This window comes from Amycolatopsis sp. SB7-3, assembly GCF_041021335.1.
Taxonomy (GTDB): Bacteria; Actinomycetota; Actinomycetes; order Mycobacteriales; family Pseudonocardiaceae; genus Amycolatopsis; species Amycolatopsis japonica.
The window spans coordinates 163,968-176,675 of sequence record NZ_JBFPJQ010000003.1 but is presented as its reverse complement, the minus strand read 5'-3'; the positions used below and the strand labels follow the sequence as shown (position 1 = coordinate 176,675).

Genomic DNA, 12,708 nt, shown 5'->3' with positions numbered 1-12,708 from the left:
CTAGCCCTTCTTCGCCGGGCTGAGGAAGCCGTGATGGGCCAGTTCGAGCGTCTCGGTGGCGACCTTGGGCGAGTCGGGCGAAAGCTGCGGCCCGCTCCAGCGCACGGGGACGACCCCTTCGAGTGACCAGCTGGCGATCACGGTGCCGTCGAGGGTGCGCGCCTCGATGGTCGCGGTCTTGCGCTCGATACCGCCCGCCATACCGGCGAACCATTTCGTGATCTGCGAGCTGGCCTCGGTGACCGGGCGGGAGAGCTTGATGTTGGAGTACTTGATCCGCGTCGGGAGCTGCCAGACCATCCCGTTGTTGCCGCCCTCTTCCCGCTGCTCCATGACGAACTCGCAGCCCAGCCCGTCGCAACTGCTGAAGGCGCCGAGGTTGCCGAGGTTCTTGTCGTCGAGCTTGACGACGTAGCAAACGGCGACGGCTTCTTCCGCGTCCGGCATCGGCTTCTCCTTCAGTGCGGGCGATCGGTGAGCGCGCCGCGGCGCTCACGGTCGAGGCGGAGTTCGGTCTTCAGCCGCCGCAGCAGCGGGTCGAAAAGCTTCTTGACGAGTTCCTCGGTCTCGGGCTGCGCGGCCGGTGCCGCCTGCGCCGCCTGTGCCGTCGCGGTCGCCGGCGCCGGCGCCGCGGATGGCGGCGCGACGGGCTCCGGCGGTGGCGGTGTTTCCGGGTCGCGCTGGACGACCGCGGTCTCAGGCTGTCGCGGCACGACGGCGGGCGGCAGGTTGAGCACGAGACCCTTGCCGTCCGCGACGGGCTCGCTGGACACAATGCGTTGGACGGATGGCGTTTCGGTGGTTCTCGCCACCGGAGGCATCGTCGTCGGCTGATGGAAGGTTTCGGTGTCTTGGCGTTGAACAACCGCCTTGGCCGTGATCGTCTCTGGCATGGGCGGGGTCCTCGGTGATGCGGAAGGCAGCGGAGTGACACCGCCCCCGCTCAGCAAGGCGGTCAGGGTCGGGCGCTGGCTCACCGCCGCCGGTGCGGGCGAGACCGCGGTCGTGCCATCGACGACTCGTGCCACCGGCAGCGGTGACGTCGAGATCACCGATACCGGTGGCGCACTCACCGAGCCGCCGGGCGACTCTGGGGTTTCTGTTGTCCAGGAACGGATTCGTGGTGGTTCGGGCGGGCGGAAGGTGGTGTCGGGTGAAGAGCGCGACGAGGTGACCGTCGGCAGGCTCGGCGGTGGTTCGAGCGCCCGGGAGACCAGGGTCGGCGCCTCCGCATGCTCCTGTGGCGGTTCGTCGCGGAGGCGCTGCACCGGCCGCTGAACGAACGTAGGCTCCACCGGCGATTCGTCGCGTAGACGCTGCATCGGTCGCTGAGCCGCTGGCGATTCATCACGGAAGTGCTGCACCGGCTTCTTGACCGAAGGCAAATCCCCTGGCGATTCGTCACGCAATCGCTGAACCGGCCGGGGAGCCGACGCAGGCTCACCCGGTGACTCATAGCGCTGCACCGGCCTCTGGATCGACGCCGGGTCCCCCAATGACTCAAAGCGCTGCACCGGCCCCTGAACCGACAGCGGCCCTACTGGCGACTCGTCCCGCAAGGGCTGTACCGGCCGCTGAACCGACACAGGCTCCCCTGGCGATTCATGGCGCTGCACCGGTTCCCGAACCGCTGGCGATTCATCCCGCAAAAGCTGTATCGGTCCCTGAACCGATATCGGCCCCACCGGCGACTCGTCCCATAAACGCTGCACTGGCTTCCGAACCGATGCCCCGGCCTGCGGCAAGTCCCGATGTTTCGGCGACGGAAGTTCCAGAGCCGACTCCACGACCGAACGCTGGACGGCCGGTGCGGAAGTCGGCGTCTCCACAGGCATGGCAGGAAGGGTCCGCGCCACCTCAGCCGGCGCCGGAACCGTCGGCAGCACCGGAGTCTCGACATCGCCCGCCAGCGGCGCGTCCGCCTCGGCGACGTTGTCTTCTACTACTGGTGCGTCGACATTCGGCGGCTCCGCCTGGACCGAGTCCGGCAAGATCGGCGCGCCGAGCCCCAACCGCCGCGGCGCCGCCTCGACCTGTTCCGTCCTCTGGACGACCGGCAGCGCGGGCCGCGGTGTCACCACCTCCGAAGTGGGTGGCTCGGCGGGGAGCGGGTCCGGAACCTGGACCGGCACGGCATCGGCATCGGCATCGACTGGCGCGGACGTGGACACGATCGGGTCGTGGTCAGGCTCGGACGTCTCGACTGCCCGCGGTTCGACCGCGGGCTCCGGAGTGGGGATCGGAGCGCTCGGGATTTCCGACCGGATCGCTTGGACCGTCCTCATCGGCGGACGCGCCGACGAGCCCGCGGTGGTCAACGGCATCGACGGCCGGTCGGCGTCACGCGACGCCGCCGCGACGGCAGGCAGCACGAGCGTGGCCGTCGGCTCCAGCGCGATGGTCGGCTCGAAAGCCGGCCCCGGCTCTTCCGGCAACGGCTCCTCATGCGACTGCACGGCAGGGACGGATTCCTGTTCAGGGACAGGACTTTCGGGGCCGTCCGGTTCGCTGGCGCGCTGCACCGACATTCCCCAAAGACGGGACAGCACACCACGTTTGCGGGCGGACCGCTGAACCACAGGCATGTCCGGCGGTGTCCTCGGCGCCCGCGCGAGACCGTCGATGACACCCGAAGGTTCCGCAGGACCGACCCGATGCCCCAACGGCTCCAGGTACGCCGGGCTCCGCCAGGACGTCAGCGAGGCACTGAATCTCTGCACCGGATTGATCAGCGGATGCTCGGCGACGACGCGCTGGATCGGCGGCAGGCCGCGCCATTCGGCACGGGTCACCGGCAGCGGGGCCGGTGCCGCCGCTTCCGGGGGCGGGCCCGGCTCCTTCCTGCGCCACGTCCACATCGAAGCGTCACCGTCCCTCGCTCATCCGAGTGTTGATCCGGGCGATCTCGGCGACGTAGGTCAACCGGTCGTGGTGTTCGAGGTCGAGGATGTCGTCGAGCGACCAGTGCAGGTGGTAGGCGACGTACGCGACTTCCTCGTGCAGCCGTCCGGCCGCGTACGTCACGATTCCCCCAGGCGGCCGCCGGCGACGTCGACGACGAACTCGTGGCCGCACTCCGGGCAGGCGACGCCCGCCCGCGTATGGCCTTCGCTGTTGATCCGCCGGTACATGTCCTGCAGGAACGCCAGATCCGAAGCGAACAGGTTCTCGATGACTCCGGCGTGCACGTCGGTGACGTCGCCGATCCGGGTGATCACCCTGGCCAGCAGCACCACCGTGAGGAAGGCCGAGTTCTCGCGCACCCGGTCGTCCCGCAACGGGACGAGCTCGTCCCGCGCGGTCGCCAGCCGCATCACGCCGGAGTGGTGCACGTTCCCCGCGTCGTCGACGTAACCGCGCGGGAGTTCGAACGCGAACTCGGTCCGCAGCTTCGGCCGCGCCTGTGCTTCCGGCACGACGGGGGCTTCTTCGGCCGGCGCCGACGCCATCACCCTGCGCATGGGCTCACTCGACTTCCATCTGCTCGTAGGTGACCACGAGCTTCTCGGTGAGCACACTGGTGTCGCCCGCCTTCAGCGCGCCGATCTCCAGGCTCTTCGGCCACGCGTTGGTGAGCTTGTAGCGTTTGATCGGGGCGCCTTCGTAGTCGTAGACGATGATCGCGCCGCCCTTGCGAGCGGAACCCATTTTGCCGAAGTGCGCGTCCTTGACCCACTTCTCGAAGCTGCTGTCCTCGGTCAAACCGCGGGTCAGCGTCACCTCGCCCGCTTTCGGGCGGCCGGGGAGCTTCTTGATGACGTACTTGCCGTCCACGGTGTTCTGCTTGAGCTCGATGACGTCCTGCTCCATCTTCAGTCCGGAGACCTCGGAGATCTGCTTGATCTGAACGCCGTCGATCTCGAGCCCGAAGGAGCAGCCGACGGCCTTGTCAAGATCGGGAAGTGCCATTTCGGAGCCCTTTCACTATTCGTTGACCAGGCTGGTGCCGCCGGACATCTGGGCCAGCCGGAAGATCACGAACTCCGCCGGTTTGACCGGCGCGATGCCCACTTCGCAGATCACCTGGCCGAGATCGATCCCCTCGGCCGGGTTGGTCTCCCGGTCGCACTTCACGAAGAACGCTTCGTCGGGAGTGAGGCCGAACAGCGCGCCCTTGCGCCATTCCATCACCAGGAAAGCGCTGATCGTGCGCCGGATGCGGGCCCACAGCGCGTCGTCGTTCGGCTCGAACACGACCCATTGGGTGCCGTTGAGGATCGATTCCTCGAGGTAGTTGAACAACCGCCGCACGTTGAGGTAGCGCCACGCCGGATCGCTCGACAGCGTGCGTGCGCCCCAGATCCGGATCCCCTTGCCCGCGAAGGAGCGCACGCAGTTCACGCCGATCGGGTTGAGCAGTTCCTGCTCCGCCTTGGTCAGATGCGTTTCGAGCGCCAGCACGCCGCGGACGACCTCGTTCGCCGGTGCCTTGTGGACACCGCGGGTCGCGTCGGTGCGTGCCCACACGCCGGCCATGTATCCGCTCGGCGGCACGTAGGTGTTGGTCCCGCTGGCGGCGTCGAGCACCTGCACCCACGGGTAGTACAACGCCGCGTACTTCGAGTCGTACCCGGCCTGGTCCATCCGCCAGGAGCGGACCTCCTGCGGGTTGAGCCCGGGTGGCGGGTCGACGATCGCCATCCGGTCACCCATCAGCTCGCAGTGCGCGATCATCGCCAGCTGCACGGCCTTGACGCCGTCGAGGTCGATCAGGTCGCGCTGGTGGGCGGCCATCAGGTCCGGCACGGCGACCATGGTGATCTCGTCGATCGCTTCCAGGCCGCCGAAACCGGTGCGGTCGGCGACGTCGCCGACGTAGTCGTCGGCCGCGATGCGACGCGGGACGGGCGGGGGCTGTGGCGGTTCGGTGAGCACCGCGGTGCCCCGGTCCGGCTTCGCCACCGCGCCGCTGGTCGCGAGCTCCTCGATCGTGATGAAGCTGGACTTCTCGCGCACCAGTGTGACGACGTTTTCCTTGGTGCGCTTGGTGGTCACGTTGTGGGTCTCGACGACCTTGCCGTCCTTCTTGACGAGCACGGTGAACCGGTCGTCGCCGGGGTTCTCGCCGGTCGGTTCGGTGACCTCGACGCTGAGTTCCCCGGTTTGTCCGCCACTCTCGAGCTCTTTCGCGACGAAACGGTAGCCGCCGAGCACGGCCTGGCGCGTCGCCGCCTTCGGTGCCGCACCGTTCTCCTGCCCACGCGGACCGCCGATGCGGACGATGTAGCAGTTGGCACCGCCGTTGAGGAAGTAGCCGTAGACCGACTGGGCCAGATAGCAGCCTTCGACGAAATCGCCGAAGGTCTGGGTGAACTGGGTCCAGTTGGACACCAGGGTGGGCGTGTTGAAGGGGCCGTCCGCCGCGAAACCGACGAAGGCGGCGACGGCGGTGCCCACACCCTCGATCGGCCGGGCGCCGGCCTCGATCTCCTCGACGTACACACCCGGCGTGAGATAGGTGGGCATGCGTGCCTCCCCTTTTCGGTGCACTCGCTGACATCGGCGATGCTCCTGGGTGGACGTTCACGGCGGAACGACCGAGCGGCTAGGTCGGCGGGAACCAATCTCTGCCCGAAAAGGCAACTGCCCGTTCGGGCAGCGGTGCCCGCCCCTCCGGCTGTTGGCAACCGGACCGGCGAAGCCGAAAGTGGAGGCATGCCGGCGGGCCGGGACAAGGTGACACAGGCTCCGGCCACGCCACCCGCGCGGCCGGTCAAGCCCGCGCGCCGGGCCACCCCGCCCGCGCTGCTGCGGCTACAGGCCGCCGCGGGCAACGCGGCGGTGACCCGCCTCGTCGGTTTGCAGCGCAGCAGCTGTCCCGCTCCCCCGGTCGCGCCCACCGGGGTCACACCCGCGTCGGACCCGAAGTTCGGGTCGCTCAAGAAGGACGTCAGCGGGCAGGCCAAGGCGGCCAAAGCGCATCCGCCCGCCTCCGCGGAGGTCAAGAAGGCGCAGGACGCCGCGGTCGCACCCGCCGACGACAAGGAAGCCCAAGCCAAGGCGGCGCAGGCGGACAAGATGGCCGCCGCCAGACCGGCCGGGTTCGACAAGGCCGCCTTCGTCGCCGCGGTGAACGCCGCCGTCGCCAAGCAGGCGCCGCGGAATCTCGACGAGGCCGACAAGTTCGCCTCGTCCGGCAAGGCGGACCAGATCAAGTCCGAAGTGATGGGCAAGGTCACCAGCGGCAAGGACGCTTCCGCCAAGGACGTCACCGAGCGCACCAAAGAAGCGCCGGACACCGGCAAGGCAACGGAAAAACCGGTGAAACCGCTGCCGGAAACCCCGCCGCCGCCCGCGTTGTCCCCGCCGGACGCACGCAAGGCCACCCCGGACAAGGCCCCACCCACCCAAACCGACCTTCGCGCCGACCAATGCGAAACCCACGGCAAGATGGCCGAGGCCGGCGTCACCGACCAGCAGCTGGCCCAGTCCAACGAACCCGAGTTCACCGGCGCGCTCGCGGCGAAACAGGAAGGCGAACAGCACACCGCGTCGGCACCCGCGGCGGTCCGGGAGTCGGAGGCGGGCCGGTTGGCCGCCGTCACGGGCGCGGCACAGGCGTCCGGCCAGGCCGCGATGGCGGGGATGACCGGCGCGCGGTCGTCGTCCGGACAGCGCGGGCAGGCGGCGAAGTCGGCCACGAAGGCCAAGGACGAGCAGGACCGGGCGCGGATCACCGCGGAGATCAAGGCGATCTTCGAGGAGACCAAGACGAAGGTCGAGGGCGTCCTCGGCGCGCTCGACGAGCAGGTGGCCAAGCGGTTCGAGACCGGCGAAGCGGCGGCGAAGGCCGCGTTCACCGCCGATCACCAGGCCCGAATGAAGAAGTACAAGGACGAACGCTACGACGGCGTCACCGGCGCGGCCCGCTGGAGCTACGACCTGTTCGCCGGCCTGCCCGCCGAGGCGAACAACCTCTTCCTCGAGGCCAAGAAGGTCTACGAGTCGAAGATGCAGGGCGTCATCGGCGAGATCGCCGATTTCGTCGGCCAACAGCTGACCGAAGCGAAACGGCTGATCGCGGAAGGCCGCGAGCGCGTGCGGCAGAAGGTCGACTCGCAGTCCCCCGCTCTGCGCAAGATCGCGGGCGAGGCGGCCAAGGAGTTCGGGAGCCAGTTCGACGAACTCGAGAACTCCGTCGACGAGAAGCAGCAGGCGCTGGTCGAGGATCTGGCACAGAAGTACAGCGAAGCCCGCAACGCCGTCGACGAGGAGATCAAGGCGCTGCAGGCGGAGAACAAAGGCCTGTGGGACAAGGCGAAGGAGGCGATCGGCGGTGCGATCGACACGATCCTCAAACTGAAGGACATGCTGTTGAGCGTGCTGGCGCGGGCGGCGAACGCGGTCGGCCTGATCATCGCCAAACCGATCGAGTTCCTCGGCAACCTGGTCAACGCGGTCAAGACCGGCGTCATGAACTTCGGCGCGAACATCGTGCAGCACCTCAAGGACGGCCTGAAGGCCTGGCTGCTCGGAAATCTGGCCAGTGCGGGCATCGAGATCCCGGATACGCTGGACGCCAAGGGCATCCTGAAGATGATCATGTCGCTGCTCGGCCTCACCTGGGCGAGTGTCCGCGCGCGGATCCTCCGCTTCATCCCGGAACCCGTGCTCGCCAAACTGGAGCAGACGTTCGAAGTGGTCAAGATCCTGATCACCGAAGGCGTACCGGGACTCTGGCGCTGGGTGATCGAGAAACTGGGCGACCTCAAGGAGCTGGTGCTCGGCCAGATCAAGGAATTCGTGATCGAGAAGATCGTCAAGGCGGGCATCACCTGGATCATCTCGATGCTCAACCCGGCGGCCGCGTTCATCAAGGCCTGCAAGGCGATCTACGACATCGTCATGTTCTTCGTCGACAAGGCCGCCCAGATCAAGGAGTTCGTCTCGTCGGTGCTGGACTCGGTCGAGTCGATCGCCCGGGGCGGCGCGGGCGCGGTGGCCGGGCTGATCGAGCGCACGCTGGCGAAGGCGCTGCCGATGGTGCTCGGATTCCTGGCGAGCCTGCTCGGACTGGGCGGGATCTCGGAGAAGATCAAGTCGATCCTGGAGAAGGTTCAGGCCCCGGTCGGCAAGGTGATCGACACAGTGGTCGGGACGATCGTCAAGGCCGGGAAGAAGATCTGGTCGAAGCTGAAGGGCAAGAAGGACGGGGACAAGGACACGGCGAGCAGCCGCAAGGTCAAGGAGGACGCACGCCGTCGGTTGTTGGCCGCCGGACCCACTTTGCACAGCATCCAGGACCTGCGTCAGGCGGCGGCCAGGATTCTCGGCGAGCTCCGGCCCGCCGGGCTCAAGGATCTCAGGGTGATTCCGGGCCAGACCGCGGACGAGTTCAGTGTCGAGGCCACCGCCAGCCCCGGCACTCCGGTGATCAAAGGCAAGAAGGGATCACGCGACGCCCAGGCCACGGTCACCGTCAACGCCAGTGTCACCTTCGACAAACCTCCGAAGTACAAGGAACGGTTCGGCTCCACCGCGGCCAAGGACAGTAGCGGCAACGTGCTGATGCAGGACGGGAAGCCGGTCATGGTGGAGAACACTCTGCCTGCCACCTTCGGCGAATCGCGCGGATACCGGCAGCTGGGCGGCACGGTGGGTGGGATCATCTTGCCACCGGCACCTGGGTCGACCGAAGCGAAGCTGCGGACCTGGAACACCGGAAACCCGGTGAAGATGTCGAATTCGAGTCATGCGGAACGGCAACTCTCCGACTGGATCCGCAATGATGCCGACAAGTCCGCCGTGGTCACCGACGTCAACATCGTCCTCACCGGCAAATACTCGCCGTGCCCCAGCTGCGCGAGCACTCTGAAAGGTCTTCGCGCTTTGCTGCTGGACCGCCTCAGAGAGCACAACGCCAAGGCTCCGGAAGGCAGCAAGCTCACCCTCAAAGCGTCGATCGACTATTCGAATACCCGGAATCTCTACCCGGACTGGCCGGACGCCGCCGCTTGCGCAGCGGCACTGAGCGGCTGGAGTGTGAATGGCGCACCGCCGAAGGAGGACGCGGACGGCAACTTGACCATCACGCCGGCGGGCCCTTGAGTGCTTGATCGACCGGACAGCCTCGCAGGGGAACCTAGGATTCTTCCTCGGCTTCTTCCTCGCGCTGAACGTACGTCTGCGCCATCTTCTCCTCTTCGCCTTCCTCGGCCTCAGGAGCTTCCTCGCGCTGAACAGCGGCAGAATCCTCGGCGGAGTGCCCACCGTCCTCACAACGCTGAACGGCGGAGGTAGGCGCGGGAGCCGCCATCAGCCGGTCCGCGTTCGCGACGGCTTCGCGCTCGAACCGATCCGAGGGATCCGACACCTTCACCCCGCCACCGGCGTCGGTCCCGTCCACCGGCCCGCTGCGTTGCTGGACGACATGGGTCAGCTCGTGCGCGAGCATGTGCTTGCCCGAATCCGAACCGGGGTCGTACTTGTCCCGCTGGAACACGATATTCGAACCCACCGTGTAGGCCTGCGCGTTGACGGATTTCGCCGAGTCGTGCGCGGCGCCGTCGGTGTGCACCCGGACGTCGCCGAAGTCGTGCCCGAAGCGGCCCTCCATGTCCGCACGCGTCGCGGCGTCCAAAGGCGCGCCGCCGCCTGAGCCGACGACGTCGTGCACCGGCGAACGTTCTTCTTCGACCAGGGTGCTCACGCCCGCGTTTCCCACGGCGCGCTGCAGGTCGAGCAGGCCGGCGGGGCCGAGGACGTCGGTGCGCCCGGCCGCGGCGGCGCGGCCCAGCAGACCGCCTTCATCCCGCTCTATCCGGTCGCCCTTCGGCCGCAGGCTCGGTTCAAGGTCGTTGTCGTGACTGTGCCCGCGCATGGTCCGCTCCCTCGGTCGCTACGCCGCCCGTCCAGCTTGCGCCGTCGTCGCGCCGCGCACCAGGTTGCGGTGCGCGGCCGGAAGGGCGGCATCGGCTGCCCGAACGGGCAGGTCAGCCGTCGGTCACCATCGCCAGATACGGCCCGAACTCACGGTCCAGGCAAAGTCTGCCCAGCTTGCGATACTCCCGCGCGACCGCGCCGACCAGATCCGTCATCGCCACCGGGCGGCCCGCTTCCGCGGCCAGATAGGCACCGGTGACCGCGGCCGAGCGGATGTGCCCGCCCGCCAGCTCGAAGGCCTCGGCGAGGAAGCCGAGGTCCAGGTCGTCGGCGCGGGGCATCCGGGCGCCGAGGCAGCGGTCCCACAGCTGGCGCCGCAGCTCGACGTCCGGCAACGGGAAGTCCACGATCACGTCCAGCCGCCGGGTGAACGCCTCGTCGAGGTTCGCTCGCAGGTTGGTGGCCAGTACGGCGATACCGTCGAAGGTTTCCATCCGCTGCAGCAGGTACGCGCTCTCGATGTTCGCGTACCGGTCGTGTGCGTCGCGCACCTCGGACCGCTTGCCGAAGATCGCGTCCGCCTCGTCGAACAGCAGCACTCCGTTGACTCCGGCGGCCTCGGTGAAGATCCGCTCCAGGTTCTTCTCCGTCTCGCCGACGTACTTGTCGACCACCGTCGCCAGATTCACGGTGTAGAGGTCCAGCCCCAGTGAAGCGGCGATGACCTCGGCGGACATCGTCTTGCCCGTCCCCGAATCACCGGCGAAGAGCCCCGTCACACCCCGGCCGCGGCCGCCGCCCGGCCGCATACGCCACTCGTCGAGCACCTGGTCCCGGTAACGTGCCCGCGCGGCCAGTTCGTCCAAAAGGGACAGTACGCCCGCGGGCAGCACGAGGTCGCTCCAGCCGACCACGGGTTCGATCCGCCGGGCGAGCCGCTGCAGGCCGGCCGCGTTCTGGCTCCGCGCGCCCGCGCGCAGATGGGATGTCCGCACCGGCCCGCCGTCGGCCAGCGCCGTCACCGACGCCGCCTTCGCCGCGCGGGCGATCTGCCCCGGCCCCAGCACGAAATGCGCGGTCGCCTCCCCCGGATCGACATCCGGAGCGAGCCCGCCGTCGAGATGGCTGCGCCAAAGATCCACCCGGCTCGCCGCGGACAACGGGAACGCGTCGAGCTGCAACGGCGGGATCGCGCTCCACCGGGGATCCCAGGCCCCGGTGCCGTGCACGACGAACGGGACCGCCGGATGAGCGAGCTTCTCCAGACGCGGCGAGTCGTCGACCGGGCCCAGCACCAGCCCCGCACCGCGCAGCAACGCCTCCCGTACGAGCGACGCGGTGAGCTCGCCGTGCCGGGATTCCGCCTGCCATCGTGCCGCGTCGACCACCAGCGCGGGATGGCCTGCCCCGGTCAGCGCCGCGACACCGAGTTCTTCGGCACCGCCGCCGGGATGCTCCCTGAGATAGACCAACCCGACCTGGCCTCTGATCGCCCGGATGAGCCGATCGGCACCGGCCACGTCGGTGACCCTCGTGCCGAGATGTGCGCACCCGGTGAGTTCCGGGGCGAGCCGATCGTCGCCGAGCAGGTGGTTCACCACCCGGTCGGGCACCCGGAGCGTGCGTGACAGGAAGGGACGTTCCTCGTCCTCCATGATGAGCAGGCCGCAGGTGATCAGCGGAGAATCGGCGTCGAGCCGCGCCCGGCCGGCGGCCGACGCTTCGGGGACGCCGCACAGGCGCAAGGCCAACCCCGCCGTCGCCCGCCGCCGGGTCACGTCGTCGTTGAGGTAGCCGTAGAACTGCTCGAACCGGCTGTCGAGGTCGGGCGCGAGCGCGACGAGCAGCAGTTCGACGTCGACGCCGGTGAGTCCCGCGCGCTCCGCCAGCGGATACAGGCGGCCGCCTGGCACGGAATCCGTGAACGGCGGGAACGGCTCCCGGTGGCCCTCCAGCAGGGCGTCGATCGTCTCGTTCGACAGGTACAGCCCGCGGAAGGGGTCGTCGGGGTTCGGGTCGGCGGCCCGGCGGCTCTCGACCGCGTCGCGGATCCGCTGTTCGAGCCGCGCCAGCCGCTCGAACAGGTACTCCAGGCTCATCGGGACTTCCGGTGGGTGCGCGCCATCGCGACCCGGCGCTGCCCTTCGACCGCCCCGCTCTCCGCCACGTGGTGCCCGACCAGCTCACCGTCGTGGGCGTCGAGCTTCAGGCCTTCCTTCGGCGGCTGTTCGGCCGGGAACACCCGTCCACTGTGGACCGGCGCGGAGATGACGACGTCCAGCGACGGTTTCAGTTCGCCGCCCAAAGCGGTCCAGACGTCGGCGAACGCGCGGTCCTCCGGTGGCGGCAACGCGACCGTCATCGGCACCGGCAGGCCCAGCTCGGCCAGCGACCCGGTGAGCGCCGACTCGGGGACGGCGTCGTGGGCGAGCAGGCCGAGCAACAGGTCGGACAGCACGCGGTGCTCGTCCTCCGGGCGCTGCGTCCACGCGGTGACCAGATAGGACAGCTTGATGTGCCGGGGCGGCAGATGCCGCGCCGAAACCTTGCCGCGCTGGTCGTACTCGTTGAGCAGGCCTCGTGAACGGCGTCGAAGGTCCTCACGTACGTCGTAGAGATAGACGTTCACCGTGGGGGCGTTGCGCCGCGCCGCCCATTCCTTGTTGGGCGCGTCGAACGCGACCTCGATCTCGCTGCCGCGCCGGGTCTCGCCCCGTACCAGCCGCCGGAGCGCCTCGTCGACCTCATGGATCACTGCGGACCTCCTCGGACGGCGGTCTTCCCACGATGATCGCGATGCCGCCGACCGGCCAGTCTCGCGGCGGCAGACCTTCGGGTACGCCGTGCTGCCCGTACGGGCAATCGAGCCACCTTCGGTTACGCTGC

The 12,708-nt window shown here is 68.6% G+C and carries 10 protein-coding genes; 1 reads left to right on the top strand and 9 read right to left on the bottom strand.

What is annotated here, in order from left to right; all coding sequences use genetic code 11:
- From AB8M46_RS25515 to AB8M46_RS25490, 6 genes are read right to left on the bottom strand one after another with little or no spacing between them, the layout of a single operon-like run.
- Complete coding sequence (locus AB8M46_RS25515; RefSeq protein WP_016333594.1) at positions 1–447, bottom strand: phage tail protein; 447 nt, start codon at positions 445–447, stop codon at positions 1–3.
- Positions 448–458: 11 nt separating this feature from the next.
- Positions 459–2,858 (bottom strand): hypothetical protein, encoded by a 2,400-nt coding sequence (locus tag AB8M46_RS25510; protein WP_394361860.1) that lies wholly within the window; start codon positions 2,856–2,858, stop codon positions 459–461.
- A 7-nt stretch (positions 2,859–2,865) separates the two neighbouring features.
- Positions 2,866–3,024 carry a DUF6760 family protein gene (locus AB8M46_RS25505; protein ID WP_016333592.1) on the bottom strand — a complete coding sequence of 53 codons (159 nt, stop codon included), beginning with the start codon at positions 3,022–3,024 and terminating at the stop codon, positions 2,866–2,868.
- Positions 3,021–3,461, bottom strand: coding sequence for a hypothetical protein (locus tag AB8M46_RS25500; protein WP_073842281.1), 441 nt, complete (start codon positions 3,459–3,461; stop codon positions 3,021–3,023). Before AB8M46_RS25500 ends, AB8M46_RS25505 begins: the two co-directional genes overlap by 4 nt.
- A 4-nt stretch (positions 3,462–3,465) precedes the next feature.
- Positions 3,466–3,909 (bottom strand): phage tail protein, encoded by a 444-nt coding sequence (locus AB8M46_RS25495; RefSeq protein ID WP_037344451.1) that lies wholly within the window; start codon positions 3,907–3,909, stop codon positions 3,466–3,468.
- A gap of 15 nt (positions 3,910–3,924) precedes the next feature.
- On the bottom strand, positions 3,925–5,466 hold the full coding sequence (locus AB8M46_RS25490; RefSeq protein WP_394361859.1) for a phage tail sheath family protein: 1,542 nt from the start codon (positions 5,464–5,466) through the stop codon (positions 3,925–3,927).
- 189 nt (positions 5,467–5,655) lie between these two features.
- On the opposite strand from AB8M46_RS25490, the gene AB8M46_RS25485 reads away from it, so the two are divergent.
- Entirely contained in the window at positions 5,656–9,048 is a 3,393-nt protein-coding gene (locus tag AB8M46_RS25485; RefSeq protein WP_394361858.1) for a hypothetical protein, read from the top strand.
- Between the two features lie 34 nt (positions 9,049–9,082).
- Here AB8M46_RS25485 and AB8M46_RS25480 read toward each other — a convergent pair whose 3' ends face one another.
- The 3 genes from AB8M46_RS25480 to AB8M46_RS25470 form a co-directional block, all read right to left on the bottom strand.
- On the bottom strand, positions 9,083–9,820 hold the full coding sequence (locus AB8M46_RS25480; RefSeq protein WP_394361857.1) for a DUF4157 domain-containing protein: 738 nt from the start codon (positions 9,818–9,820) through the stop codon (positions 9,083–9,085).
- 112 nt (positions 9,821–9,932) lie between these two features.
- A complete protein-coding gene (locus AB8M46_RS25475) occupies positions 9,933–11,921 on the bottom strand; it encodes an ATP-binding protein (protein ID WP_394361856.1) in 1,989 nt (662 codons plus the stop codon).
- On the bottom strand, positions 11,918–12,577 hold the full coding sequence (locus AB8M46_RS25470; RefSeq protein WP_394361855.1) for a DUF4255 domain-containing protein: 660 nt from the start codon (positions 12,575–12,577) through the stop codon (positions 11,918–11,920). Before AB8M46_RS25470 ends, AB8M46_RS25475 begins: the two co-directional genes overlap by 4 nt.
- Between the last annotated feature and the right edge of the window lie 131 nt (positions 12,578–12,708).